The sequence below is a fragment of the Meiothermus sp. genome, from assembly GCF_037443965.1.
Classification (GTDB): Bacteria; Deinococcota; Deinococci; order Deinococcales; family Thermaceae; genus Meiothermus.
The window spans coordinates 59,079-83,859 of sequence record NZ_JBBINI010000003.1; the positions used below are offsets into that span (position 1 = coordinate 59,079).

24 protein-coding genes are annotated in these 24,781 nt (G+C 59.9%); 9 read left to right on the forward strand and 15 right to left on the reverse strand.

Annotation, left to right across the window (positions count from 1 at the left end):
- Positions 1 to 48: 48 nt before the first annotated feature.
- Both nth and proS read right to left on the reverse strand, forming a co-directional pair.
- Positions 49 to 756, reverse strand: a complete 708-nt coding sequence (gene nth, locus WKI89_RS02645; protein ID WP_337867674.1) for an endonuclease III — start codon at positions 754 to 756, stop codon at positions 49 to 51.
- 3 nt (positions 757 to 759) lie between these two features.
- The gene (gene proS / locus WKI89_RS02650) at positions 760 to 2,193 is read right to left on the reverse strand and encodes a proline--tRNA ligase (protein ID WP_337867675.1); all 1,434 of its coding nucleotides are present in this window, start codon (positions 2,191 to 2,193) and stop codon (positions 760 to 762) included.
- A gap of 262 nt (positions 2,194 to 2,455) precedes the next feature.
- Between proS and WKI89_RS02655 the strand changes: the two genes are divergently transcribed.
- The 3 genes from WKI89_RS02655 to WKI89_RS02665 are packed head-to-tail and all read left to right on the forward strand — an operon-like array spanning position 2,456 to position 6,916.
- Positions 2,456 to 5,038, forward strand: a complete 2,583-nt coding sequence (locus WKI89_RS02655) for a S8 family serine peptidase (protein ID WP_337867676.1) — start codon at positions 2,456 to 2,458, stop codon at positions 5,036 to 5,038.
- 58 nt (positions 5,039 to 5,096) lie between these two features.
- Positions 5,097 to 5,627: a GNAT family protein gene (locus WKI89_RS02660; RefSeq protein ID WP_337867677.1), complete on the forward strand. Its 531-nt coding sequence runs from the start codon at positions 5,097 to 5,099 to the stop codon at positions 5,625 to 5,627.
- A gap of 59 nt (positions 5,628 to 5,686) precedes the next feature.
- Positions 5,687 to 6,916 carry a 2,3-bisphosphoglycerate-independent phosphoglycerate mutase gene (locus tag WKI89_RS02665; RefSeq protein ID WP_337867678.1) on the forward strand — a complete coding sequence of 410 codons (1,230 nt, stop codon included), beginning with the start codon at positions 5,687 to 5,689 and terminating at the stop codon, positions 6,914 to 6,916.
- A 495-nt stretch (positions 6,917 to 7,411) separates the two neighbouring features.
- Here WKI89_RS02665 and WKI89_RS02670 read toward each other — a convergent pair whose 3' ends face one another.
- Positions 7,412 to 8,383: a quinone oxidoreductase gene (locus tag WKI89_RS02670; protein ID WP_337867679.1), complete on the reverse strand. Its 972-nt coding sequence runs from the start codon at positions 8,381 to 8,383 to the stop codon at positions 7,412 to 7,414.
- 56 nt (positions 8,384 to 8,439) lie between these two features.
- On the opposite strand from WKI89_RS02670, the gene trmH reads away from it, so the two are divergent.
- Together trmH and WKI89_RS02680 are read left to right on the forward strand one after the other, a co-directional pair.
- A complete protein-coding gene (gene trmH / locus WKI89_RS02675; RefSeq protein ID WP_337867680.1) occupies positions 8,440 to 9,069 on the forward strand; it encodes a tRNA (guanosine(18)-2'-O)-methyltransferase TrmH in 630 nt (209 codons plus the stop codon).
- Between the two features lie 144 nt (positions 9,070 to 9,213).
- Complete coding sequence (locus WKI89_RS02680; protein WP_337867681.1) at positions 9,214 to 10,395, forward strand: VanW family protein; 1,182 nt, start codon at positions 9,214 to 9,216, stop codon at positions 10,393 to 10,395.
- 282 nt (positions 10,396 to 10,677) lie between these two features.
- Here WKI89_RS02680 and WKI89_RS02685 read toward each other — a convergent pair whose 3' ends face one another.
- Together WKI89_RS02685 and WKI89_RS02690 are read right to left on the reverse strand one after the other, a co-directional pair.
- Positions 10,678 to 11,244, reverse strand: a complete 567-nt coding sequence (locus WKI89_RS02685; protein WP_337867682.1) for a hypothetical protein — start codon at positions 11,242 to 11,244, stop codon at positions 10,678 to 10,680.
- 58 nt (positions 11,245 to 11,302) lie between these two features.
- Positions 11,303 to 11,995: a phosphotransferase gene (locus WKI89_RS02690; protein WP_337867683.1), complete on the reverse strand. Its 693-nt coding sequence runs from the start codon at positions 11,993 to 11,995 to the stop codon at positions 11,303 to 11,305.
- Positions 11,996 to 12,325: 330 nt separating this feature from the next.
- Between WKI89_RS02690 and WKI89_RS02695 the strand changes: the two genes are divergently transcribed.
- Positions 12,326 to 12,847: a DinB family protein gene (locus WKI89_RS02695; protein WP_337867684.1), complete on the forward strand. Its 522-nt coding sequence runs from the start codon at positions 12,326 to 12,328 to the stop codon at positions 12,845 to 12,847.
- Between the two features lie 99 nt (positions 12,848 to 12,946).
- On the opposite strand, the gene WKI89_RS02700 is transcribed toward WKI89_RS02695, so the two are convergent.
- The 3 genes from WKI89_RS02700 to hisG form a co-directional block, all read right to left on the reverse strand.
- Positions 12,947 to 13,537, reverse strand: a complete 591-nt coding sequence (locus tag WKI89_RS02700) for a hypothetical protein (RefSeq protein ID WP_337867685.1) — start codon at positions 13,535 to 13,537, stop codon at positions 12,947 to 12,949.
- A gap of 47 nt (positions 13,538 to 13,584) precedes the next feature.
- Entirely contained in the window at positions 13,585 to 14,601 is a 1,017-nt protein-coding gene (locus WKI89_RS02705) for an aldo/keto reductase (protein ID WP_337867686.1), read from the reverse strand.
- Positions 14,602 to 14,877: 276 nt separating this feature from the next.
- On the reverse strand, positions 14,878 to 15,519 hold the full coding sequence (gene hisG, locus WKI89_RS02710) for an ATP phosphoribosyltransferase (RefSeq protein ID WP_337867687.1): 642 nt from the start codon (positions 15,517 to 15,519) through the stop codon (positions 14,878 to 14,880).
- A gap of 179 nt (positions 15,520 to 15,698) precedes the next feature.
- Between hisG and WKI89_RS02715 the strand changes: the two genes are divergently transcribed.
- The gene (locus WKI89_RS02715) at positions 15,699 to 16,433 is read left to right on the forward strand and encodes a pseudouridine synthase (RefSeq protein ID WP_337867688.1); all 735 of its coding nucleotides are present in this window, start codon (positions 15,699 to 15,701) and stop codon (positions 16,431 to 16,433) included.
- Positions 16,434 to 16,774: 341 nt separating this feature from the next.
- Here the strand turns inward: WKI89_RS02715 and WKI89_RS02720 are convergent, their stop codons facing one another.
- From WKI89_RS02720 to WKI89_RS02740, 5 genes are all read right to left on the reverse strand, one after another.
- A complete protein-coding gene (locus tag WKI89_RS02720) occupies positions 16,775 to 19,294 on the reverse strand; it encodes a heavy metal translocating P-type ATPase (protein WP_337867689.1) in 2,520 nt (839 codons plus the stop codon).
- A 68-nt stretch (positions 19,295 to 19,362) separates the two neighbouring features.
- Positions 19,363 to 19,647 carry a metal-sensitive transcriptional regulator gene (locus tag WKI89_RS02725; RefSeq protein ID WP_337867690.1) on the reverse strand — a complete coding sequence of 95 codons (285 nt, stop codon included), beginning with the start codon at positions 19,645 to 19,647 and terminating at the stop codon, positions 19,363 to 19,365.
- A gap of 2 nt (positions 19,648 to 19,649) precedes the next feature.
- On the reverse strand, positions 19,650 to 19,847 hold the full coding sequence (locus WKI89_RS02730) for a cation transporter (RefSeq protein WP_337867691.1): 198 nt from the start codon (positions 19,845 to 19,847) through the stop codon (positions 19,650 to 19,652).
- Between the two features lie 103 nt (positions 19,848 to 19,950).
- Positions 19,951 to 20,916, reverse strand: coding sequence for an alpha/beta fold hydrolase (locus WKI89_RS02735; RefSeq protein WP_337867692.1), 966 nt, complete (start codon positions 20,914 to 20,916; stop codon positions 19,951 to 19,953).
- An 81-nt stretch (positions 20,917 to 20,997) separates the two neighbouring features.
- A complete protein-coding gene (locus WKI89_RS02740) occupies positions 20,998 to 21,537 on the reverse strand; it encodes a DUF3105 domain-containing protein (protein WP_337867693.1) in 540 nt (179 codons plus the stop codon).
- A 230-nt stretch (positions 21,538 to 21,767) separates the two neighbouring features.
- On the opposite strand from WKI89_RS02740, the gene WKI89_RS02745 reads away from it, so the two are divergent.
- Complete coding sequence (locus WKI89_RS02745) at positions 21,768 to 22,754, forward strand: hypothetical protein (protein ID WP_337867694.1); 987 nt, start codon at positions 21,768 to 21,770, stop codon at positions 22,752 to 22,754.
- A gap of 108 nt (positions 22,755 to 22,862) precedes the next feature.
- The gene (locus WKI89_RS02750; RefSeq protein WP_337867695.1) at positions 22,863 to 23,567 is read left to right on the forward strand and encodes a VIT1/CCC1 transporter family protein; all 705 of its coding nucleotides are present in this window, start codon (positions 22,863 to 22,865) and stop codon (positions 23,565 to 23,567) included.
- A gap of 26 nt (positions 23,568 to 23,593) precedes the next feature.
- Here the strand turns inward: WKI89_RS02750 and WKI89_RS02755 are convergent, their stop codons facing one another.
- Both WKI89_RS02755 and WKI89_RS02760 read right to left on the reverse strand, forming a co-directional pair.
- Entirely contained in the window at positions 23,594 to 24,076 is a 483-nt protein-coding gene (locus WKI89_RS02755; protein WP_337867696.1) for a DinB family protein, read from the reverse strand.
- Between the two features lie 52 nt (positions 24,077 to 24,128).
- Positions 24,129 to 24,752: a DsbA family protein gene (locus WKI89_RS02760; protein WP_337867697.1), complete on the reverse strand. Its 624-nt coding sequence runs from the start codon at positions 24,750 to 24,752 to the stop codon at positions 24,129 to 24,131.
- Positions 24,753 to 24,781 lie beyond the last annotated feature (29 nt).

Here is a 24,781-nt window from a genome sequence, read left to right on the forward strand (position 1 = left end):
GAAGCAAAACTGCCTTGCCCTCGAGCCAGGGGTCAAGCGGAACCGGTATTACCAGGCTCCTTTGCTGATGCACTCTGCATAAATCGGACAGCCTTCACACAGCGGTTTGCGGGCCACGCAACGATAACGTCCAAAAAGAATCAGGGCGTGGTGCACAAACACCCACTTCTCCTTGGGGAAGAGGCGCTCGAGGTCACCCCCGATTTTCTCGGGGTCTTTCTGGGCCGATAAACCCAGCCGGGCAGCCAGGCGGGTCAGGTGGGTGTCCACCGCAATGCCCGGCACCCCAAAGGCCGCCCCCAGCACCACCGTGGCGGTCTTCCAGCCCACCCCCGGCAGCGCGCGCAGCTTGGCCTTGTCCGCCGACACCTCCCCCCCGTGCTGCTCCACCAGGCGGCGGGCCAGCAGCACGATATTCCTGGCCTTGGAGCGGTACAGGCCGATGGTTTTGATGTAGGGCTCCACCTCTTCGGGCGTGGCCTGGGCCAGGGCCAACGCATCGGGGTAGCGCCGGAAGAGGGCCGGGGTGGCCTTGTTCACCGAGGCATCGGTGGCCTGGGCCGAGAGCACCGTGGCAATTAGCAGCTCAAAGGGGTTGCGGTGCTGCAGCTCGGTGGCGGCCTGTGGGTAGAGCTGCTCCATGACCGCCAGAATTCGCGCGGCCCGTTGCTTTTTGGCTTTGAGCGATTCCCTCCCGCTCGAGCCCTGCGCTTTGGCCTTCGGCTTTGGGCTGGTAGCCTTCAACGTTTTCGGCATCGCTCAGTAGGCCTTGGCGAACAGAATCCGCTTGCCGTAAGCGCTGGGCTTGCCGCAGCGGATGCAGCTTCCGTGGGCCTCGGGCTCGTCGTAGGGGATGCAGCGGGTGGTGGCGGTGGTCTCGGCCTTGATCTGCTTTTCGCACTCTTTTTCGCCACAGTGGAAGGCCTTCACGAAGCCCTGTTCGACCTTTTCTTTGAACGCTTCGTAGCTGTCCACTGCCCAGGTGTGAGCGTCGCGGAACTCCAGCGCCCGCTGGTACAGGTCGCGCTGGAACTGCTCGAGCCGGGCCGGCAGCAGGCCCAGCAGCTCGGAAATCTGCACGGTTTCCTTGCCCCCCAGGCGGCTGGCCAGCACCGCGGTTCCGGCCTCCACATCGCGCGGGCCCAGCTCGAGGCGCAGCGGCACGCCCTTCAGCTCCCACTCGTTGAACTTGTAGCCAGGGCTGTACTGGTCGCGGTCATCGAGGAAAACCCGGATACCCGCGGCCTTGAGGCGGTCGGCCAGTTGGGTCACGGCGGGCATCACGGCCTCGTGGGTATCGGCCTTGTAAATCGGCACAATCACCACCTGAATCGGCGCCAGCCGAGGTGGCAGGATAAGGCCCTTATCGTCGCCGTGGGTCATCACGATGGCCCCCACCACCCGGGTGGTGAAGCCCCAGGAGGTGGTGTGTACGTACTTGTTCTGCTGGTCTTTGTCCTGAAACTGGATATCGAAGGCCCTAGCGAAGTTCTGGCCCAGGTAGTGCGAGGTGCACGACTGCAGGGCCTTGCCGTCGCGCATCATGGCCTCGTAGCTAATCGAGTAGACCGCCCCGGCAAACTTCTCCGACTCGGTCTTGGGGCCTTCCCAGCCCGGAATGGCGCACCAGTCGCGCAGCACCGCGGCATACACACCCGACATGCGCCGGGTCTCTTCCTCAGCCTCTTCCTGGGTGGCGTGGGCGGTGTGGCCCTCCTGCCACAAAAACTCGGTGGTGCGCAGGAATAGTTTGGTTCGCAGTTCCCAACGCACTACGCTGTTCCACTGGTTCAACAGTTGCGGCAGGTCGCGGTAGGTGCGGATCCACTTGGCCCACATGTGCCCGATGATGGTCTCGGAGGTCGGGCGCACCGCCAGGGGCTCTTCCAGGGTTTCGCCGCCGGCCTGGGTCACCACGGCCAGTTCGGGGGCAAAGCCTTCGACGTGCTCGGCTTCTTTTTGCAAAAAGCTGATGGGAATGAACAGGGGGAAATAGGTGTTTTGGTGGCCGGTCTCCTTGAACATCCGATCCAGTTCGTGCTGGATGTTTTCCCACAGGGCAAAGCCGTAGGGCTTGACCACCATGGTGCCGCGCACCGGGCCGTAGTCCACCAGATCGGCTTTGAGCACCACCTCGTTGTACCATTCGTTGAAATCTTGCGATTGCGGAATGAGGCCTTTGTCCTTCGCCATACCGACCCATCATAGCCGATGCCAAATCCTCCAGCGCCGGGAAGGAAAATTTAAGATGTAACGAATCCAGTCTTGATGAAACGTCTAAGTAACTGTATCAGTTTACCCACTATCTGCACTAGAAGCGATACGATTGCAGATGCCTTCACACAGAGGTCTCAGAAAGGGGGTAAATAGGTCAACCAATTTTCGGTCTTACGGCTCTAATCAGTTGTAAATAGGCCATCAAAACTGCGTTTGTGACAGTCCAAAAGGAGTTCGTGTGCGTAAGCTACTTTTACTAATCGGAGTGGCTGCTCTACTGGCAGCCTGTGGGGGCCCCAGGAGCAGCAAGCCCAGCCTCGAGGTCATCGCCTCCCTACCCCCGGCGCCGGCCGGCCAGATGGTGGACGAAACCCCTACCCGCTGGTTTGTGGAGCTCTCCGGGGGGGCGGTGAGCGACGGCATCAGCCTGCAGAGCATCCAGGCCCAGCACGCCGCCTTCCGCCAGGCTGCTCAGGCCGCCGGGGTCAAGATTCAGTTTGCCTACACCCAGCTTTTCAACGGCTTTTCTGTAGAAGTACCGGGCAACAACCACAAGCTGCTCTACACCCTGCCGGGCGTGGAAGGGGTTTATCCCATCGGTACCTACAAACTCCCCCCGCGTGAAGCGGCCAACCCCGATCTGGCCAGCGCCATCACCCAGACCGGGGCCGACATCGCCCAAAACGACCTGGGCCTGACCGGGCGGGGGGTCAAGGTGGGCGTCATTGACTCGGGCATTGATCTGCAGCACCCCGCTTTTGCGGGCCGGATTGTGGATGGCTACGACTTCGTGGGCGACGCCTACGACGCCTCCGACCCCGCGAAGTCCACCCCCGTACCCGACCCCAACCCCGACGACTGCGACGGCCACGGTACCCATGTGGCCGGGATTGTGGGCGGTAAGGACAGCCAGATTACCGGTGTGGCCCCAGGGGTTCAATTCGGCGCCTACAAAGTGTTTGGTTGTGAGGGCTCCACCGGCGATGACGTGGTCCTGGCCGCGCTCGAGCGGGCCGAGACCGCCGGCATGGACGTGGTCAATATGAGCCTGGGCTCCCCCTTCGGCTGGAGCGTGCTGGGCAAGGCCATCACCAAGATGGTCAAGCGCGGCACCGTGGTGGTGGCCTCCGCCGGCAACAACGGCAACCTGGGCCTCTTCGCCACCGGCGACCCCGCCGCCACCGAGGGCGTGTTGAGTGTGGCCTCCTTCGACAATATCGCGGTCAACGCCCAGCAGGCCATCGTGAATGCCACCGGGGCCCCGCTGGGCTACCTGGTGCTGGGCGGGGCCGAAGCACCCCCCACCAGCGGCACCAGCGCCGAGGTGGTCTGGGTGGGCCGGGGCTGCAACGCCGATACCTTGCTGGCCGACCCCAACGGCAAGGTGGCTCTGATGGAGCGCGGGGTCTGCACCTTTAACGAGAAGTACCAGAAGGCTGTGGCCGCTGGAGCGGTGGGTGTGATCATCCACAACAACGCCCCGGGTCTGTTTGCCGGCGGTGGCGTGGCCGGTGTGGCCGGCAAGTTCGGCATCAGCATCTCCCAGGCCGACGGCCTGGCCCTGCGCGGCCTGACCAGCCCCACCACCCTCACCTGGACGCCCGACACCACCCAGGTCAGCAACCCCACTGGCAACCTGATCTCCAGCTTTAGCTCCTGGGGTCTGAGCCAGGATTTGAAGCTCAGGCCCGACCTGGGCGCTCCCGGCGGTCTGATCCGCTCGGCAGTTCCACTGGAGCAGGGCGGCTACGCCATCCTGAGCGGCACCTCGATGTCGGCCCCGCACGTGGCCGGCGCGGTGGCGCTGCTGCTGGAGGGCAACCCCGCCTTCTGGGGCCCGCAAAAACCCAGCGAGGTGCGCAAGTACCTGCAAAACACCGCCATGCCCAAGCTATTCGCCCTGGCACCGAGCTCCGGCCTGCCCGAAACCAGCTACCGCGAGGGCGCGGGGATGATTGACATTGTGGCGGCGGTGCAGAACCGGGTTACCGTGACCCCCTCGGCCATCTCCTTCGCCGAGAAGGCTGGCGCCCACACCGAGCGGCTGGTGCTCAAGAACCGCAGCAACGTGCCCCTTATCTACCAGCCCGTCCACCTGCCCGGCCCCTCGGCCTTCGGCAGCATCTACAGCCCCAGCTTTGCCATTGCCCCAGCCACGGTGAGCTTTAGCCACACCCAGATCACCTTACCGGCCCGGGGTGAGGCTGTGCTGACGGTCACCATCACCCCACCGGCGGGCCTGCCCAGCAAGGGCCTGTTTGGCGGCTATGTCCTGCTGCAGCCGGTGGGCGCGGGCATCATGATGAACGTGCCCTACGTGGGGATGCAGGGCGGCTACCAGGCCGTGCAGATTCTGACCCCCACCAGCATCGGCTTCCCCCTGCTCGGCAAACTCAACGCCGCCGGCACCGGCTACGACGTGCTCCCCAGCGGTGGCACCTTCACCCTGCAGGGCAACGATGTACCGGTGGTGCTGGCCCACTTCGAGCACGGGGCCCAGGTCTACGAGATGGTCATTCTGAACGCGGCCACCAACGCCCCCATTCATCCCAAGTACAGCCGGGCCGACTACGGCGAGTACATCCCGCGCAACTCCAGCGCCACCGGCTTCTTTGCCATCCCCTGGGACGGTACCCGCATCACCAAGTACGCCAAAGAAGACGTCTACGGCAACAAGATTCCGGTGCCCAGTGAGTTCCAGGCTGTGCCCGATGGACAGTACAGGCTGCAACTGCGGGTGCTCAAGCCCACCGGCAGGATCAGCAACCCCGCCGACTGGGAGAGCTGGACCTCGCCGGTCATCACCATTGACCGTCCGTGAGGAACCTGGCAACCCCAAGACCCGCTTCGGCGGGTCTTTTTTCGTATGCTAGAGCCACATGGAACTGCGCGGTCCCCGCATTCTGCTCCGCCCCCCGCGGCTCGAGGACACCGAGGCGCTGTTCGCGCTGATGTCCGACCCCGAGATGGCCCCGTTTGTCTACTGGAACCCCCACCAAAGCCCCGACGAAACCTACCAGTACCTGGGGCATCTACAGGCCAAGGAGGGTTTTTTCATCATCGAGGCCGAGGGGCGGCCTGCGGGGGTGATCGGGCTGCACCTGGACTTGCCCAACAAGCTGGGTGAGACCGAGACCTGGCTGGGGCGGCCCTACTGGGGCCTTGGCATCAACACCGAGGCCAAGGTGGTGCTCTTCGACTTTGCCTTTGGGCCCTGGGACCTGCGCCGCATCCAGGCCATTGCCCACGTGCATAACCCCCGCTCGCAGCGGGCGCTGGAAAAACTGGGCTTCCAGCGCGAGGGGCTTTTGCGTCGCTGGCGCTGGATCCGGGGGGAGCCCTGGGATTTTTACATGTACAGCCTGCTGCCCGAGGAGTGGATGTCGAGCCGGCCACCCATCTTTTACTGAGAGCCCTATTTACCATGAGCCTGACCCATTCATTGTTGCTTCCTCGGTAGAATGGGCGCATGGATCTGCTCCCCATCCTCACAGAGCTATCGCAAAAAACCCCCACCAAGATTCTCCTGGTTGTGCTGGACGGCGTAGGCGGCCTGCCCCAGACCCCCGGCGGCCCCACCGAGCTGGCCGCAGCGCATACCCCCAACCTGGATGCCCTGGCGCAAAAGAGCGCCCTGGGGCTCCTGACCCCGGTCTACCCCGGTCTGGCCCCCGGCTCCGGCCCCGGCCACCTCTCGCTCTTTGGCTACGACCCCTTCAAGTACCTGGTGGGGCGCGGGGCCCTCTCGGCCATCGGGATTGGGGCCGACTTCAAAGACGGCGACGTGGCGGTGCGCGGCAACTTTGCTACCCTGGACGCTGCCGGGCTGGTCAAGGATCGCCGGGCGGGTCGGCCCAGCGATGCAGAAAATATTCGTGTGGTCAGCAAGCTCAAAGCGGCTATCCACGAGATTAACGGCATCCATGTGACCTTCTACACCGAGTCCGAGCACCGCTTTGTGGTGATTTTGCGTGGGGCCGATCTGGGCGAAAAAGTCAGCGATACCGACCCCCAGAAAACCGGCGTGGCTCCACTCAAATCCCATGCCCACGATGCAGGCGATACCGCCAGCGCCAAAACCGCCAGCGTACTCAATGCGCTCACGGCCCGCATCCAGGAAGTGCTAGGGGATGAGCCGCAAATCAATGGAGCGCTGTTCCGGGGAATTTCAGAAAAGCCCAAATTTCCCCGCATGTCCCAGGTCTATAAGGTGAGTGCTGCTTGCGTAGCCAGCTATCCAATGTACAAGGGGGTGGCCAGCCTGGTGGGCATGGACGTGCTGCTGGTGGAGGGGGTGGAAGACGCCCCGGAGGGCAAAGTTAAGGCATTGCAGGAACATTGGGATAACTACGACTTCTTCTATTTGCACTTCAAGAAAACCGACAGCACGGGTGAGGACGGCAATTTTGCCGAAAAAGCCCACAAGGTCGAGATTTTTGATCACCTCCTCCCTGATCTATTGGCCCTCAAACCGGATGTGCTGGCCATCACCGGCGACCACTCCACCCCCAGCATCATAAAAGCCCACTCCTGGCATCCGGTACCGCTGCTGCTACATGCGCCCCTGCTGCGCAACGACCCAGCCCAACGCTTTACAGAGGACGAAGCCGCCAAGGGCAGTCTGGGCTATCTGCGCGGGGTGGAGCTAATGCCCTTGCTTCTGGCGCACGCGGGCAAGCTGCAAAAGTATGGGGCCTGATGGAGCTCGAGGGTTCAGGGTCTACAGCATTTCCTACGAGAGCTTGCTGCAAAAGTTTGCTTCGAGTACTTCGTGCCGTGAAACCTCGAGCTGTACGGGGTAGTTTACACTCCCGATGTACCGTTATCGGCAGGGCGCGTACCGTGCCTTCACTGGATAGAAGGATGCCGTACACGACCCGGCAACACCTACTGCCCTACGAGGGCATAAAGGTGGGAAGCGCTGCTAGCATAGTTAGGATGGACAATGCACACCAATATGCTGGGCTAGCTCGACGATGAAGCCACTAACCCTTTCACGGTTCCCACAATTACGCCGCAGGCTGTGCAGTGTAGAGCGCTCTTCACAATTATTGAGCCGCTCACAACTTGATTGCTTTGTCTTGCACAGCACAGTGGCCTCCCGGATGGGGGCAACGTCTGTGAAGAGTGCGATAGCCCAGTATCACCAAAACCGTTGTACTGGGTATGTGTGGGAATTGCCCTTGGTGGAAGTTTAGGAGCAGTCGAGCAGAATTTTCCCCATGCTCTGCCGACTTTCCATCAAGGCGTGGGCTTTACTGGCTTCTCCTAGCTTGAATCTCGCCCCAATCTCCAGCTTGATTTCACCCGCTTGCAGCAGTTGGAACACGGCCTCAACGGTAGGTCTAAGTGCCTCGGGGCGCTCGCGCCGGTAGTGTCCACTGCTGTAGCCAATTACCGCTTTGGTCTGGCGATGCAGGAGCCGGGTATCGAAGGTACCAGCCTGCCCACTGGCGTGTCCAAACACCACTAGGCGTCCAAATGGGGCCAGGCATTTCATCCCCTCGCTAAATACTTCACCCGCAACGGAATCGAGGATCAGATCAACCCCGGTTTTTTGGGTCAACTCCAACACCTGCTCTGCAAACCCTTCATAGGCAATAACCTCATCTGCTCCTAGTCTGCGCACAAAATCGGCCTTGGCCTGGCTGCTCACGGTTCCAAAAACCCGACTTGCACCTAGCGATTTGGCCATCTGAACGGCGGTACTGCCCACCCCACCGGCTGCGGCATGTACCAGCACAGCTTCACCCTTTTGCAACCGCCCAGCCCAGGTGAGGATGTTGTAAGCCGTAACCAGGACAGTCAGACCCGAAACTGCTTCGTCCGAAAGGGCATCGGGAATCGGATAGGCCAGGGCAGCCCTGGCAACTATTTTTTCGGCGTAGGAGCCGCCCGCTGAAAACACCACAACCCGCTGACCTATGCTCAGGCCGCTCACCCCTTCGCCCAATGCCTCTACCACCCCAACCGCGTCCAAACCAGGAATAAAAGGGGGTTGGGAGCCGGCATCGTAACCGCCGCGCCGGGCCTGCACGTCGGCGTAGTTGAGGCTGGTGAGGGTGGTACGCACCAAGACTTCCCCCGCTTTGGGGCTGGGATCGGCAATCTCTTGGTACAGCAGGTTTTCAGGTGGGCCGTTTTGCTCTACGACAATGGCTTTCATACAGATATTTTCCCATGATCGACGGATTTGGGTCTCTCTACGTACAATGGTTCTTTGTGACGCCCGAACGCCTCGCCAAAATTCGTGCGGTATTGGACAAACGTCAGCCCGACCTGACGGTGCTGATGGAGCGGGTACACAAACCACACAATTTTTCGGCCATCCTGCGCTCTTGCGACGCGGTGGGGGTACTGCAAGCCCACGCCATCCCGGCCAGGTACGGAATTCCCGACCTCGAGGAAGCCGAGAGCCTGGCCTTGAAAGGCAAAACCTTCAACGAAACCTCCGGTTCGGCGGCCAAGTGGGTGGGGCTACAGATTCACCCCGACACGGCCTCGGCTTTTGCCCACCTGAAATCGCAGGGGTTCCAGGTGCTGGCGGCGCATTTTTCCGAGCGGGCGATGGACTACCGCCAAGCCGACTACACCCGCCCTACCTGCATCCTGCTGGGCACCGAGAAATGGGGGGTATCGCCGGAAGCCGCTGAGCTATCCGATGCCCATGTGATTATTCCCATGATGGGCATGGTGCAGAGCCTGAATGTCTCGGTGGCGGCGGCGGTGATTTTGTTCGAGGCCCAGCGGCAGCGCCTACAGGCGGGGTTGTACGACCAACCGCGCTTGTCCTCCGAGCACTATGCCGAGGTGTTGGAACACTGGATAATACGGCATGCTCGAGGACAGTAGGATATGAACCCTTGCCAAAAAGGCCCACCCTATGACGGTCCGTTTTTGCTTTGGGCGGTGCCCAGGCCCTTTTTTGTCTAGGCTCATTAACTTGGATAGGCAAAATACCACATCTTTTACACAGAATTGGTTTAAATTAGGTATATGAGGACAATAGCCCTCTTTGTTTTTTTATGGATTTCTGCTGCCCTAGCTGGGCCAGATGGCATTTACTATGCCCTCGAGAACCGCATCGAAAAAGGGCAGATCGTCACGATCGGCGTCCCGCAGCGTGTCAAAATCGGCGGTGTGGGGCAGATCGAGGGCTTGCTAGCCAAAGCCACCCGTCCGCCCCGTGCGGCCCAGTGGATATTTGACCAGAGCCTGAAGGACTGGGTGCTGGTGGATCAGATGGGCCACAGTTTCAACATCGGCGAGGCCAAAAAGCGCTACCTCGAGGCTGTTAAGGCTGGGCAGGACGAGTTTGTGCTGCCAGTATCCCATACCCTTTCCAACCGGGGAGCGCAGTACTACTACAAGCAAGGCATTCGCCAATTGCTGGCCGAAGCCACCACCTACTTTGGCGGTTCTTCCTACGAGCGTCGCTTCAACATTGCGCTGGGGGCCAGTCGCCTCAACGGTGCGATTATTGCTCCAGGGGAGACCTTTTCTTTTGCCAAGGTAATGGGAGAGGTTTCGGAGCGTACTGGCTTCAAAAAAGCTTTTGTGATCTCCGGTGAACAAACTGTTGAAGGGGTGGGTGGGGGGATGTGCCAGGTCTCGACCACCCTTTTCCGCTCGGCCTACTTTTCAGGCCTGCCCATCGTGCAACGCCGGCCGCACAGCTATCAGGTGCGCTACTACCTGCCCACAGGCCTCGATGCGGCAGTATTCCTCCCTCAACTCGACCTCAAATTCAAAAACGACACCCCAGGTAACATCCTGATCCAGAGCAGTGTGGGCCGTAACAGCATCACCTTTCGTATGTTCGGCACTAAAGACCGCAGTGTGAGCTGGAGCAATCCAGTCACCCTAAGCCGCACTCCAGCGCCCCCCACTCGCTATATTGTTAGCCCGCAACTCCCCCGGCAAAGTTTCCAACAGGTAGATTGGGCAGCGGAAGGTGCTACCGTGAACGTTTATCGCACCATTCGGTTCGATAACGGCAAAATTAGCAAAGATACCCTGACCAGCACCTACCGTCCCTGGGGCGCGGTGTGGTTGGTAGGAGAGGGCACCCGCCTGCGCTCGGGCCGAATCATTACTGCTGCCACCGATGACGCACCTGATAATCACAACTATCGACTGCCTACCCAGACTGCTGTGCGACCAGCAAGCAACCGATAAAAACCACAAGCAACGGCGACAGTCCGGAGCTAGAGCGGTTTTCAAAAAAAATACCACTATCTCCTTAAGGAAAAGCGCTGTTCCAAACTTATTTTTTGCCGCTACGTAACTCGAACTCAAGCACCCGTGGCCGCGCCCGGCCCACGCTTGGGTGCGCAACATGCTTCTGGGCGCAGACGCATTCTCGTTTTCGTCAGCGGCAAAAATAGCGAAAACCGCGATAAGGATCATACGCTTCCAAAACAAGTTTGCTACTGTATCCAGCCCGGCTTACTTCTTTTGTTAGGGGCGGGTAAACAAAAAGTCTTTGTTCTGTGCACCTCTATGATACCGTTTCCGCTTGAATCCTTCACCGCCCTGCGCAGTCAGAGGCGAAGGATTCAAGCCGACCGAAGGGAGTAGAAAAGCATTTCGGTAGTATCGTTTAGGCTTGCCGAAGTGAACGATACTGCCGAAATGCGTATGACAGCCCACACAGAGTTGCTGTCCATTGGGGCCGCCGAATTTGAGTACGTACTTGCCCCCCTCGGGAAAATACTCCTCGTAATACCAGCCATTTGGGCGCTTTTCCATGGTAGCAATCAGGGTAGGAGCGCCAGCAGAGCCCGCCGTCTTGACCACGATGCTTCCTACTGGAAGGCTCTTGCCCGACTTCCACTCCTTTGCAGCCGCAGGATTGGCATAGACCGCTTTGGCCTGGCCCGCATGGGGGCCGCCGGTAGGCAGGTTCTGGCCCACCACCTTCTCCCACCTAGCGAAGCCAGCGTAGGCTGCCGGAAGACCGTTCAAGCCCTGTGCGACGGCCCAAATCCCCATCGCTATACCCACCATCAACCCATATTGCTTCATACCATACCTCCCGTTGATCTATACGGAACACTCCAACGGAGTGGCTGCATGGGCTGGCTTACCAAACCAGTGGGCTCAGAATCCGCTCGCGGTAATTGCCCGAGCCCATGCCGCTGTCGAGTTGGGTCATGCCTGTGCCATCCACAAACCCCCAGGCATACATCAGTAGCGTTCGTAACCGCACAAACCAGCCCATCTCGAGCACTAGGTCGGGGTCGAAGGGTCTGGCCGCGCTGTAGCCCTCCAGAAACCACTCCATAGCCTGCCAGCGCTTTTCCAGCTTGAGGTCGGAGAACTCCATCAGGGCGCGGGCCATATCGTAGGGGAACCAGCAGTACGTGGGCTCGTCAAAATCTATGATCCAGACTCGCTCGCCGTCCCATAAGCGGTTGGCCGCACGAAAATCGGAATGGCACAAACCAAAATCCACTCTGGGCAAGGCTTTCGTCCACGCTGTGATGGCCTGGTACTCGGCGAGAATTGCGGGATCGGATTCGATGTAGGGTCGGATATTGACCCACTGCTGCTCCCAGTGCTGGAAGTCGGTGTCGGGCTTGTGGATGTAGGTCTCGGCAGCGGCATGCAACAGCCCTAGCGCGTAGCCCCACTCGTGCAACAAAGTCGCGTTGGCCTCGCTGGGGACAATCGGCTGACCCGGAACCCCCGAAATTGCAGTTGCCAAAAACAAATCTTGGCCTTGCCAAAGCTCTTCGATAAACTGGTTGTGGGCGGACAAAAGGGGCGCGCTCACCTGCGCACTCGAAGCAATTGCATGGTGCAAAAAAATCAATCGGCAGGGCCAAACATTTATGGTCGCGCAGATCGAAGTGGGTGAAGCGCAGGTAGACCCTTCGCCCCTTGGCTTTGCCGCGAAACACCACGTTGATGCCGTGGTTGACCAGCTCGAGCGAATCGGGGTCAATATTCCACAAGGAAGTCGCTCGAACCACCGTGGCCCTGTAGTCCAACCGTGCCAGCGTCTCGGCCCAATCGCTCACCACTCCTTGGCCCAAACAGCGCCACCGCGGCATAGACCGAATGGAAGAGGACGTGAACATGCATGCTTCTATACAATACCCTCATGACGACTCAACGCCCCACACCCGAGGAATACTTTGCCTACTATGGTCGCTATATCTCGCTGGTACCCGAGGGCGATGTGGTGGAAATCCTAGCGGGTCAGATCAATGAGACGTTGACCCTGCTAGCCCCGCTCACCGAGGCCCAGGCTTCCTTCCGCTATGCTGCGGGCAAGTGGAGCGTGAAGCAGGTGGTAGGGCACATGATTGACGTGGAGCGGATTTTTGCCTTCCGCGCACTGGCCATTTCCAGAGGCGAGCAGCAGCCTCTCCCCGGCTTCGAACAAGACGACTATGTGAACCAGGCCGATTTCGACCGCCGCGCCCTGGCCGACCTGCTGGACGAGTTCACCCACCTGCGCCATGCGAATGTATTGATGTTCCGGGCCATGCCGCCCGAAGCCTGGGGCCGCGTTGGCGTCGCCAGCGGCCACAAGATCAGCGTGCGGGCCTTGGCCTACATCATGGCCGGGCACGAGCTGTACCACCGGGCCATCCTGGTCGAGCGCTATCTGGCAGTTTGAGTAGCGCTGGCCAAAAGCTCATAGCCAAGGGTACGGTCGTTTCGTAGCACCGCAATACCCTACTTCAGAAATCGGTGGGCCAATCCAACCAGCACAGCGTCAGTCCCGGCTGTTCAGCTTCTCCAACATCCGATCCAGCAGGTGTGGGTGGTATTTTTTGAACTGCTCGAGGATTCGCTCACCAAAATCTTGCGTCCACTTCGCCGCAATCTCTACCAAGTCTGAGTCGTCGGCGGGCAACCAGTCTCCCCGGTTCGGGTAGCGGTCAATGAGTAGCCGGCCTTGGCGTTCCAAACCCAGCAGGTAAGCCTTCACATCATCGAGGGGTTGTTCTTCCAGCGGAACCACCGTCTCGGCGCACACCACTGCCTCGGCGCACTGGGTTTGACCCTTTATAAATCCGTCGCCCGAAAGCACGTAGAGCGAGCCGCTGTTGCGCTCGATTGAATAGGATTCGTCCAAGGCTCCTGCGAACCGCTCACACAAATAAGGCAGCTTTTTCTCAGGATGGCGGCGAATGTCGAAGACAAAGTTGCTGGTCAGCCCGATAAAGACCGCCGCAAACACCGGGTCTTTGGCGGCATAGACCCAGGGCTTCTTGTGGGTGCTGGGGCGCGGCTGAAGCGTTGGATGCCCCGCATGCGCGAACCGTGGTAGACGTGCTTCATTCGTCTTCCATACAAACGTCACCCATATTTAGGCTTTGGCTATGGGCTATCAGTTATCGGCGGCAATTCTCAAATCTCCCGTTCGGTACGCGAGAGGGGCCAACTGGATACTTCGTTGAGGGTTGCAACTTCTTCCGCACTTAGTTGCAGACTAACCGCAGGCATTAGGTCTTGCAGTTGTCCTACAGAGTTGGCCCCGATGATGGGCGCCGTCATGAAGGGGCGTGAGAGGTGCCAGGACAGCGTGACCTGGGCCGGGTGTACGCCGCGTTGATGGGCTATTTCCAGAATCGTGTCGAGAATTTTCCAGTTCTGCTCGGTGAAGCGTCCGCTGGCGATGCCCTGGGCCCGCACGCTTTCGGGCAGGGGCTGGTCGCGTCGGTACTTGCCGGTCAGGAAGCCTCCGGCCAGGGGGCTATAGGGAATCACCCCGATACCATAGGTTTCGCATACCCTGGCCAGCTCCCGCTCAAAGTTCATGCGGGTGGGCTGAGCGATGCTGTACTCGGGTTGTATCGAGACAAAGCTTTCAAAGCCGTGTTTGTCGGAGGCCCACAAAGCCTGCATCAGGCGCCAGGCCGAAAAGTTGGAGCAGCCGATATAACGCACCAGACCGCTGTGCACCAGATCGCTGAAGGCCGAGAGGGTCTCTTCAATGGGCACCCGGTTGTCCACCCAGTGCACCTGGTAGAGGTCAATGTAGTCTACCTGCAAGCGGCGAAGGCTATCTTCAACGGCCCGCATGATCCAACCACGCGAGAGCCCCTCCCGCTGCAGGGGATGGTTGCGGCCCTCTGAGCCACCCGGCCCCATTGCGCCGCGCACTTTGGTTGCCACGATCACCTGGTCACGATAGCCTCGGCTCTTGAGCCAGCGCCCGATAATTTCCTCCGAGACCCCACCCGGATTGCCCGCGGCCCAGGTGGTGTAGATGTCCGCGGTGTCAATCAGGTTGCCGCCTGCCTCCACAAAGGCATCCATGATGGCAAAAGCGGTGGGCTCGTCGGCGGTCCAGCCAAACTGCATGGTGCCTAAAGCGATGGGATGTACGAAAAGACCAGATTTTCCAAGTTTGCGGTAGGCCATAGCAACTGAGTTTACCCTGATGGGCCGTCCCAAAAGAAACCTGGCCCTGATTCGACGCGCTTCCCACAGTTACCCTGCGCAGGGTAGCTTACCCAGTACCGCTAATACGCATTTCGGCAGTATCGTTCACTTTTGAAAGCTTAAACGATACGGCCGAAATGCTTTTCTACTCCCTTCGGTCGGCTTGAATCTTTCACCTCTGACTACGCATGGCGGTGAAGGATTCAAGCAGAAACGGTATAAAACCGTTGTGCTGGGAATTTGTCGGAACTGCTTTCAGGAATGGGGTTCTTGCCTCAGGGCGTTTTCCCGCAGGCGTTCGATGAGCGGGCGCAGTATCTCGCGCTTGAGCTTGAGCGACTGGCGGTTCACGATGAAGCGGGCCGTGGAGTGCGCCAGCACCTCCGTTTCTACCAAACCGGCGGCCCGCAGGGTCGCCCCGGTCTGTACCACATCCACCACTGCATCGGCCAGGCCGGTGATGGCGGCCAGCTCAACATTGCCGGCCAGTTCGATAATGTCGGCCACCAATCCACGCTCGCGCAGCACCTTGGCAGTGAAGCTGGCGTATTTGGTGGCAACCCGGCGAATGGGGCCGACTGCGCTGGGGTGGCGTATCAGCGAGAGGCGGCAGGCGCCGGTTCGCAGGTCTACCGGCTCGTAGACGTCGCGCCCGGACTCCAGCAAAACATCGTTGCCCACCACCCCCACGTCGGCAATGCCCAGGTCTACATAGATGGGCACATCGTGGTTGCGCAGCTCCAGGATGGCGATGCCCCCCTCTTGGCCGTGCAGCAAGGCCCGCTCGTTTTGTATGGTTGGCAGCTCGAGGCCAGCCTCGGCCAGCGCCCTGTAGCCATCGGCGAAGTTGCGGCCCTTGGGTAGGGCTACCACCAGGGCAAAGCGTCCACGAATCATCCGAGCTTTCTTATATCACAAAAGATGATAGGAGTAGCTCGAGGGGGTTTTCGGTTGCCGGGGCTATCTGGATGTTTTCCCTTCTGCCCGTGCCCCTGCTTCGCATAACCTTGACGCATAACGCATATAGGTGTATTTTTTTATCATCAGCCCCGAAAAGCGGGGGTTTTTTATTTAACATGGCCAAGGAACGTTTGGACAAAGTGCTGGGGCACCTGGGGGTGGGCACCCGTAAGGAAATCCATCGGCTGGCTCGAGCGGGCCTGATTACCGTGGATGGCGAGGTTATTACCGACTCGGCCTTCAAGTTTGACCCCTTGCAGTCGCGCATCGAAGTGGATGGTGAACCCCTGCATTACCGTGCACATTTTCACCTGCTGCTGCATAAACCTGCCGGCTATATCACCTCCACCAAAGACCGCGATGGAATCCCGATTACAGCGCTGCTGCCCGAGGAATGGACTCGGGATGACTGGATGCCGGTGGGCCGCCTGGACAAAGATACCGAGGGACTCTTGCTCCTGACCACCGATGGCGAACTGCTCCACCGCCTGACCCACCCGCGCTGGAAGGTGGCAAAGCGCTACTACGCCGAGCTGGCTGCCCCCGCCACGCCCGAGGATGTAGCTGTATTTGCCACCGGCAGCATCGTGCTCGATGGCGAGGCGCTCCAGCCCGCCGAGCTGCGGCTGGGCGCCGACCCCCGCAAGGTCGAGTTGGTGATCCACGAGGGCAGGTACCACCAGGTGAAGCGGATGTTTGCCGCCAGGGGCAACCAGGTGCTTTACCTGCGGCGGGTGGCTTTCGGGCTGCTCGAGCTACCCCACGACCTCGAGCCCGGCGCCTTGCGCGAACTGTCTCCCGAGGAAATCAACGCGCTGTATGAAGCAGTGGGTTTAGAAGTGCAGCAATAAAAAAGCGGGACTCTTTCCCGCTGATATACATTGTGATAACACAATATGCGAACATAAAAAGTAGTATGCAACAAAGCAGCTTCAGAAAGAGTTTTTGGCACCTCTGATACCGTTTCCGCTTGAATCCTTCACCGTTGGACGCAGTCAGAGGTGAAAGATTCAAGCCGACCGAAGGGAGTAGAAAAGCATTTCGGTAGTATCGTTTAGGCTTGCCGAAGTGAACGATACTACCGAAATGCGTATGATACCAAGTTGGGATAGATAGTCTCCCTATGAGAGACTGTCCACCTCAACCCAATAACGATCCCTTATCGGGACGTGACTCGAAATGGTTTCATGGCTCAAGCCTCGAGGAGAGCCTTTCCCACCGTCCGCGCTTGCAATTTAGGGCCGAGGGGGGGTCTAAACGAGCGCAACCGCAGCGCGTTGGAGAGGACAAAAATCGAAGAGAGGCCCATTGCTGCCCCGGCCAGGATCGGCGAGAGCAGCCAGCCTGTAAAGGGATACAACACCCCCGCCGCCACCGGAATCAAGAGTGTGTTGTAGGCAAAAGCCCAGAACAGATTGAGTTGGATGTTGCGCAGGGTGGCGCGGCTCAGTGCAATGGCATTGGGTACGCCGCGCAAATCGCCCGAGATCAGAATCACATCCGCAGTCTCGATCGCAACGTCGGTTCCAGTACCAATTGCCAGCCCTACATCGGCTTGGGCCAGGGCCGGTGCATCGTTGATACCATCCCCCACAAAGGCTACTTTGGAGCCCTTGCGCTGGAGTTGCTGGATCGCCTCCACTTTGCCATCGGGCAATACCTCCGCCAGTACCTCGTCTATGCCCAGTTGCCGGGCGACCCAGTGGGCGGTATAACGGTTATCACCGGTAATCATGGCTACCTTAAAGCCTAGCTGGTGCAGGGCTTGAATAGCCACCGGGGTGTCTTCCTTGATGGGGTCGGCGACAGCCAAAACAACAGCCAGCTTGCCATTGATGGCGGCATAGAGTGGGGTCTTACCCTCCTCGGCCAACCCCCTGGACTGCGCCGCGAACGGTGCAACATCAAGGCCCAGTTGAGTCATGTAGCGCTCCGAGCCCACATCCACGCGGTAGATGGCGACTTGCCCGGTCGCGCCCAAGCCTGGCACGGCCTGAAAGCCCTGAGGCTCTATTAGTTCCAGCCCTCTGGCCTGAGCAGCCCGCACGATGGCCTGGGCTACAGGATGCTCCGACTTTTGTTCCAGGCTGGCCAAGAGCCGCAGGGTCTCCTCTTCATAGGGATGGTAGGCAGGATGCTCGAGCAAAACAAAATCGGTGAGTTCGGGGCGGCCTTTGGTGAGGGTTCCGGTCTTGTCCAGTGCGATGATGCGGGCCTCTTGCAGGGTTTGTAGGGCTTCCCCTTTGCGAAACAACACCCCCATCTCGGCAGCCTTGCCAGTGCCCACCATGATGCTGGTGGGGGTCGCTAGCCCCATTGCACAAGGGCAGGCAATAATCAGCACCGCAACGGTATTGACCAAGGCATAGGTAAGGGCATTCTCGCCCCCAAAAACCAGCCACACCACCGCCGTGAGGGCCGCGATGGTGAGCACAATGGGCATGAAGACCGCCACCACCCGGTCTGCCAATCCCTGAATAGCAGGCTTGGAAGCCTGGGCATTCTCGACCAACCGGATGATCTGGGCCAGCACGGTATTGGCTCCTACCGCCGTGGTCTTGAAAGCAAAAGCACCGTTTTGGTTGAGCGTCCCACCCACCACTTTGGCACCCTCGCTCTTGGCTACCGGAATTGGTTCACCGGTAATCATGCTTTCATCCACATAGCTGTGTCCCCAGACTACCACGCCGTCCACCGGAATTTTTTCCCCTGGACGTACCGAGATCAAATCTCCAATCAACACCTCGTCTACTGGCACTTCTAACTCGGTCTGACCTTGCTTGATCACCCTGGCCGTTCTGGCTTGCAAGCCCAGCAGTTTTTTCATAGCTTCGCTGGTACGACCTTTGGCAATGGCCTCGAGGTATTTTCCCAGCAACACCAGGGTAATGACCACCGCCGCCGCCTCAAAGTAGACGTGCTGGGCTTTGGACGGGAAGACCTGGGGAACAAGCACCACCGCCAGGCTGTAGAAGTAGGCTGCCGAAGTGCCCATCATGACTAAGCTGTTCATATCTGGCGAACCCGAACGCAACGCCGCCCAGCCGTGGCGGTAGAAGCGCAGGCCCGGCCCAAATTGCACCGGGGTAGCCAGGGCCAGCATGACCCAGTTCCACACCTGCATGGGGGCCAGCGAGAGCAAGAACATATGGGCCGGCATCCACAACATTGGAAGCATCGCAATCAAGAAGAGCGGCACCGAAAAGTAATAGGCGATCCTGAAAGTCCGCCGCAGCGAAGCGATTTCCTGCTGCCGGGCTTCACGTTCCACATCGGTGCGGTCTTTGCCAGGGACGGTCTCGAGCAGGCCATATCCCGCCTCGCGCACGGCCCGTTTGAGCTCAGGCAGGCCAGTAGAAGCTGGCAGATACTGGACGCTGGCCCGCTCGGTGGCCAGATTGACACTGGCTGAAAGCACCCCTTCGGTCTTCTTCAAAGCCCGTTCGACCCGGTTCACACAGGCTGCACAGGTCATACCGGTAATGCCCAGTTCCACCTGAGCTACCAGGGGCTTGTACCCCGCCTCTTCAATTTTGGCAACGAGCGCAGTAGGGCTGGTTTTTTCCGGGTCGTAGGTAACACGGGCATTCTCGGTAGCAAGGTTGACTTGGGCCATCGCGACCCCCTCCACCTTCTTCAGACCCCGCTCCACACGGTTCACGCAAGCCGCACAGGTCATGCCCTGGATACCGATTTGCAGTTCTTTGGTCATAGTCGTTTGCTGAGCATAAAGTGCGGAGGACTGCCCTATTTCTGGCGGTCTGCTGCTGGCTCTTGCCCTCAGCGGTACTTGAGCACTTCCATCAGTTCGTCCACCATCTGCTTGGCATCGCCCCGCGCGGCAGCGCTGGCCACGTGGTGCTCGAGGTGGCTCTTGAGCACCATATCACCCACCTTGTCGAGGGCTCCCTGCACGGCCTTAATCTGCTTGAGCACATCCACGCAGTAGGGCTCGCCCTCGAGCATCTTGAGGATGGACTCGAGATGTCCCTTGGCCGAGAGCAGGCGGTTGCGGGCATCCTGCTGGACTTTGGGGTCGAGGTGCAGGGTGTGTTCGTGTGTCATCTTTAGGCCACCCGAGCGGTATAACCCTCTTCCTGCACCGCCTCGATCAGTTTTTCAACCGGTGCAGTCCCGATCACTTCGGCCCGGCCTTCTTGCAGCAAGACTTCGACTTTCTCGACGCCCTGCACACCCTTAAGGGCTTCGGTGACGTGCCGGACACAGTTATTGCAGCTCATGCCTTCGATCTTGAGTTGGGTCATAATCTCCTCCACTGCCCCAGTATACCCACCCCAGGGGGGGTGGGGTAAGGACATATGTCACTTTCAAGGGCAGTCTATGGTGATGGGACTTTGGGGGTCTCGATCAGCGCTTCAAATAGCGATCAAAATAGGCAATTGAGCGCCGCATGGCCAGGCTGAAGCTCTGGCTCAGGTTGTGGTCGTTACCGGGATAGGTAAAAAACTCGTAGGGCCGTCCGGCTGCCCGCAGGCGCTGGGCCAGGCGCTGGGAAAAGCTTACCGGAACCACGGTATCGGCCAGGCCGTGGTGAAGCTGGATGGGCCCGACCCGCTCGAGGTAATTATGGGCCGTAATGGAATCCCAGAAACCGGGGTTGCTTTCGGGCGAGCCGTAGCGGGCCAGAAACAGCTCACGCCGCCGCAAGGCGCCCGGCGGAATTTGGGCCGGAGGGCTGCGCCGCCAGCGGTAGAGCAGGTCTTCGTAGGTGCCCACCACCCCCGCCCAGATCACCCCCACCCGGATGCGAGGCTCCACCACCATGGCCCGCAGGGCCAGGTAGCCCCCCATCGAGTGGCCCCACATCCCAATCCGCTCGGGGTTGGCCTGCGGAAACTGGCGCAGCGAATTGAAGGCGTTGAGGGTATCTATGGTGTAATCCGGCGACCAGTATGCACCGCCAGGGGTACCCTCGGAGTTGCCATGCCCGCGCAAATCAATCTTGAACACGATGTAGCCTGCTCTGGCAAAACCATCCACATAGGCCCCATAGCGCTCGGTGGTACGGTATTGGGCCGGCGGGATATAGCCATGCACGAACACGATGGCTGGCCAGCCTGCCCGGGGACGTGTACCGTTTGGGACGGTGAGCAGGCCATAAATTTTTAGCCCCTCGGAGCGGTACGAGGCAATATAGCGGCGGTAGTTGGCACCGGGAGCCAGCGTTTGCTCGAGGGTGATGGCGCTGCCCGGATAACTGCCCTGGCGCAAAGCCTTGATGGACATGGGATGGGCCAGGGCATCCGCCTGGGCCAGCGCCAGACTAAACACCGCCCAGATCGTCGCCACTAGAACCTGCAGTCGTACGCCCATGCTCCTAAGTACCTCCATAGCGACAGTGAAAGACTGGGGGTTGGCTTGGATACGGCAATTGCGCTTACTTACCTGCTGTGCTTAGCGTACCGGGTTCTCTGGCCCCCGGCCCCGGTAGGCATCCACAAACGCAGCAGCCAACGCGGCGTCCCAGGTCTCCAAGCGCAGGAGCTTGTTCCAGGCGGTGAGCTCAACGGTCTGACCCAGCCCCTGCTTGGGCACCACCACCAGCCCATCCCAGGCCCCGGTAAAGCGGCGCTGCCAGGCGCGAATCTGGCTCAAAGCCTCGGCCGGGGGTTGGTCGTAGTAGATGACGATGTTACCGTGCTCGAGGGCGTGTACCAGCTTTTCCTTGGGCTCGGGCCGGTCGTAGAAGCCTGGGGTCGTCCAGTTGGGCCAGTGCACCCCCGAGGTGGGCGGGTCGGTGGCATACACAAGCGACACCCCGATGTTGCTATGGCCCCGCCCGGCGTCGGGGTTGGTGATTGCTCGAGCCGGCAAGCCCGCCTTGCCTTGGGCAATCAGGGCTTCGAAGCTACCCGCCGCTTGCTGCCCTTGCCACCAGAAAAAGCCTCCCACCAAGACTGCCAGCACCGCTACCCCACCCAGAACCCAGGGCATGGGCGAGGGCTTGGGCTGGGAACTGTACTTTGCAGCGCTTTTCTTTTTCTTTTTAGGTTGGGTCGCCATGGGATCACCTTGAAAGCATAGCTTAGGGGTACTTTAGAATCTCGAGTACCCCACCATCCCACATTTCAAGGCAGCCCGAACACTTCCTTCAGCTTGAGTTAAGAATTCACCTGTGTCCCCTTCAGTTTCGAGAAGCATCCTCTAAAACAGGAGGAAAAACCATGCGTACGATCTTACGTAACCTCGCCGGTCTCACCCTCTTGGGCCTGCTCGCCGCTTGTGGAACCCAGCCGCAAGCCCCCAACACCCTTACCCAGGCCGATGCCCAGGCCCTCTCCGAAGCAGCCCAGGGCGATTTGCAACTCACCGGCGCCATGCTGGGAGATGCCAGCACAGGTGCGCTGAGCACGCAAAGCAGCGTAGACAGCCTGGACGCCAACGCCCAGACCTGGGGCCTACCCCGCCGCATCAATCTGATTTTGCGGGCGGTGGGCGTGTTGTACTTGCCCGCGATGGGCAGTGGAAACTGCAGCCTCAGCACCACCCCCTCGCCACTGGTAGACGCCGACGATGATGGTGTGCCCGCCAACGCCACGACAACCTACGATTGCAGCTACACCGGCCCCGGCGGTACTAGCTACAGCCTGAATGGCGCCATCAGCCTGCAAGACACCAACGACAACCAACCCTATAGCGGCTACAGCGTCACCTTCGACAACTTTAGGTCGCGCGTCAGTAGCGACAACCGCTCAGTCGAGCGCACCCTGAATGGTAGCTACTCGATCGACAAGCAGGATGCCACCCTCTTCAAGATCACCAAGAACTACACCCATGCCGTCACCAAGACCGTCTTCAACAACACCTACACCGGCTCGCTGGTCTTTGATGTCAGCAAGACCTATGCCCCCGACAACGACGGCAACAGCAATCCCTGGGATGCCGGCACCTTCACGGTAGATAAGGCCAACCCCGGCAGTGCCACCTGGACGCGCAACAACAATACCCGCAACCTGATCTGGTACACCGACCCCACCCTGCACTGGAACCGCGCGGCCTGCCAGAACCCCCTGGGCCGCCTGATGAACTTCGACAGCGGGGCCATGGAATACGTCTACACCAACCCGGCGGGCGAGAAGTCTACGCTGCGGATTGAGTTTAGCGGCTGTGGCCAGTACAGCGTGACCCTGAACGGGCAGAGCCTACAGTAAGCGATTAAACAGCTAACCACCCCTGGCGTTTCAGGGGTGGTTTTGGCTACTTCCTAAGGGGGACTAATTTTTTTACTGGGGTGCTACCTTTGAAGAAGGAGGTGCTTCATGTACGCCCGTACCCATATTGAGCAACACTTCACTGGCTCGGAGACCATACGGGATGTGGTGATTGGGATGTCCGATGGACTGACGGTGCCGTTCGCACTGGCAGCAGGCCTATCGGGTGCAGTAGATAACAGCTTTGTGGTCTTGATTGCTGGTACCGCCGAGGTTGCCGCAGGTTCAATAGCGATGGGTCTGGGTGGTTTTCTGGCAGCCAAGAGCGAGTCTGACCACTACAAGGCTGAGCTCGAGCGCGAATGGCGCGAAGTAAAGGAGCTGCCCGAGCGCGAAACCGAAGAAGTAAGAGAGGTGTTTAGGAAGTATGGCCTCGAGGGCGAATCGCTGGAGCAAGCTACCAGAGCAGTTGTTGCCAAACCCCAGGCCTGGGTAGATTTCATGATGAAAGAAGAGCTGGGCCTGGAAAAGCCTGACCCCAGACGGGCTTTGGTCAGCGCGCTTACCATTGGCGGGTCGTACGTTGTAGGTGGGGCCATTCCGCTAATACCTTATGCACTTCGCCTTCCCATGACAAACGCGCTTTTGTGGAGCGTCGCGATAACTCTCGTGGCTCTGGCCGTTTTTGGGGCTGTCAAGGCTCGCTTTACCGGCATCAGCATGTTCAAAGGCGCCTGGCAGACAGCCCTGGTAGGTGGCTTAGCAGCAGGGGTAGCCTTTGCAATTGCGCGGCTGGTCAGTGGATTTGAATAGGAAGTGTCGCGGAAAATAGCCATCCCCTACGCAAACCAAATCCCCATCACCCGCCGCAGTACGATTAGTTCGCCCGTGTGGTAGGCGTTGTGGGCGGCGATGATGTTAATCTCGCGCAGGAGGTGATGTTTGTGCTCACCGCTGTTGGGCAGAGGGGCCAGCAGGTCTACCTCGGGGTTTTGGATGATCTGCACCAGCGCTTGCCGGTCGGCAAGGAATTGTTGAACGCTGTGGTGCCAGCCTGCAAGGTCGGTCTGGGCCGATGGCTCCGGCCAGTAGTCATCGGGAAAGTGGGGCCAGCGGTACCGGTCGGAAACGATGTAGTCCAGGATGTCCCGCTGGGCCAGGCGCAGGTGTTCGACCAGGTGCCAGAAGGTGTAAGGGCAGCCCGGTGGCCGGACGTTGAGGTAAGCCTCCGGGAAATCGGCCACGGCATCTTCGAAGTCGGCGTGGGCCTGGCGCACGGTGAGCAGGTTGGCCAGTTGGGTGCGGATTTCTTCATTTTTCATGGCTTCCTTTCCCGAGGTCTGTTCCGGTTCCAGCATGCTGGCGAAACCCTGCTCAGAACGGGCGGCGGGGGCGCTTGATGGTCTCGATATGGGCTCCGTTGTGCAACACCGCGGTGTAGAGCTCCCACAGATTTACGGCCAGCTCCGGCTCGGTGGTGAGCTGGGTGAAGCGAAAATAGGCCGCATCGCCCGAGGGCAGCACGAAGGTGGGCGTGCCAAAAACCCCCAGTTCGCCCGCATCTTCCAGATCCCTGCCTAATTCGATCCGGCGATCCTCTTCATCTTCCAGATCGGCCATAAAGCGCTCCAGGTCCAGACCCGCCCGCCCCACCGCATCCACCAGGGTCTGGTCATCGTTCAGCACGCGCCTGTCCTGGTGACGCAGGCGAAAGAGCTCGAGGGCAAAGCGCAGGTGGGCCGCCTTCCCCTGCTGCCTTGCGGCGTGAGAGGCCAGAAAAGCCCGGAGCGATTTGGAGCTTTCCAGAGGCTGCTCGGCCAGCTTCCAGGCCGGGGTATGGCGCGGCAGACCTGCGTTTTCGGGGTGGTTGCCCTGCTCCAGGCTGTAGTGCCTGATTTCCAGGTCCAGCGCCAGTTGGGGGGCCACCACGTAGGCCAGCTCGAGGCCCCGCCAGGCAAAGGGGCACAGGTAGTCGAGGTAGACGGTCACCGGCTGCATAAACCCAGCCTAACGCACAAACCCCAGGC

Bases quoted from the DNA above. Each gene is read 5' to 3' on its own strand.
- nth (WP_337867674.1), bottom strand. From the start codon at position 756: ATGCCGAAAACGTTGAAGGCTACCAGCCCAAAGCCGAAGGCCAAAGCG.
- proS (WP_337867675.1), bottom strand. From the start codon at position 2,193: ATGGCGAAGGACAAAGGCCTCATTCCGCAATCGCAAGATTTCAACGAA.
- WKI89_RS02660 (WP_337867677.1), top strand. From the start codon at position 5,097: ATGGAACTGCGCGGTCCCCGCATTCTGCTCCGCCCCCCGCGGCTCGAG.
- WKI89_RS02665 (WP_337867678.1), top strand. From the start codon at position 5,687: ATGGATCTGCTCCCCATCCTCACAGAGCTATCGCAAAAAACCCCCACC.
- WKI89_RS02670 (WP_337867679.1), bottom strand. From the start codon at position 8,383: ATGAAAGCCATTGTCGTAGAGCAAAACGGCCCACCTGAAAACCTGCTG.
- WKI89_RS02680 (WP_337867681.1), top strand. From the start codon at position 9,214: ATGAGGACAATAGCCCTCTTTGTTTTTTTATGGATTTCTGCTGCCCTA.
- WKI89_RS02685 (WP_337867682.1), bottom strand. From the start codon at position 11,244: ATGAAGCAATATGGGTTGATGGTGGGTATAGCGATGGGGATTTGGGCC.
- WKI89_RS02695 (WP_337867684.1), top strand. From the start codon at position 12,326: ATGACGACTCAACGCCCCACACCCGAGGAATACTTTGCCTACTATGGT.
- WKI89_RS02705 (WP_337867686.1), bottom strand. From the start codon at position 14,601: ATGGCCTACCGCAAACTTGGAAAATCTGGTCTTTTCGTACATCCCATC.
- hisG (WP_337867687.1), bottom strand. From the start codon at position 15,519: ATGATTCGTGGACGCTTTGCCCTGGTGGTAGCCCTACCCAAGGGCCGC.
- WKI89_RS02715 (WP_337867688.1), top strand. From the start codon at position 15,699: ATGGCCAAGGAACGTTTGGACAAAGTGCTGGGGCACCTGGGGGTGGGC.
- WKI89_RS02720 (WP_337867689.1), bottom strand. From the start codon at position 19,294: ATGACCAAAGAACTGCAAATCGGTATCCAGGGCATGACCTGTGCGGCT.
- WKI89_RS02725 (WP_337867690.1), bottom strand. From the start codon at position 19,647: ATGACACACGAACACACCCTGCACCTCGACCCCAAAGTCCAGCAGGAT.
- WKI89_RS02730 (WP_337867691.1), bottom strand. From the start codon at position 19,847: ATGACCCAACTCAAGATCGAAGGCATGAGCTGCAATAACTGTGTCCGG.
- WKI89_RS02735 (WP_337867692.1), bottom strand. From the start codon at position 20,916: ATGGGCGTACGACTGCAGGTTCTAGTGGCGACGATCTGGGCGGTGTTT.
- WKI89_RS02740 (WP_337867693.1), bottom strand. From the start codon at position 21,537: ATGCCCTGGGTTCTGGGTGGGGTAGCGGTGCTGGCAGTCTTGGTGGGA.
- WKI89_RS02745 (WP_337867694.1), top strand. From the start codon at position 21,768: ATGCGTACGATCTTACGTAACCTCGCCGGTCTCACCCTCTTGGGCCTG.
- WKI89_RS02750 (WP_337867695.1), top strand. From the start codon at position 22,863: ATGTACGCCCGTACCCATATTGAGCAACACTTCACTGGCTCGGAGACC.
- WKI89_RS02755 (WP_337867696.1), bottom strand. From the start codon at position 24,076: ATGAAAAATGAAGAAATCCGCACCCAACTGGCCAACCTGCTCACCGTG.
- WKI89_RS02760 (WP_337867697.1), bottom strand. From the start codon at position 24,752: ATGCAGCCGGTGACCGTCTACCTCGACTACCTGTGCCCCTTTGCCTGG.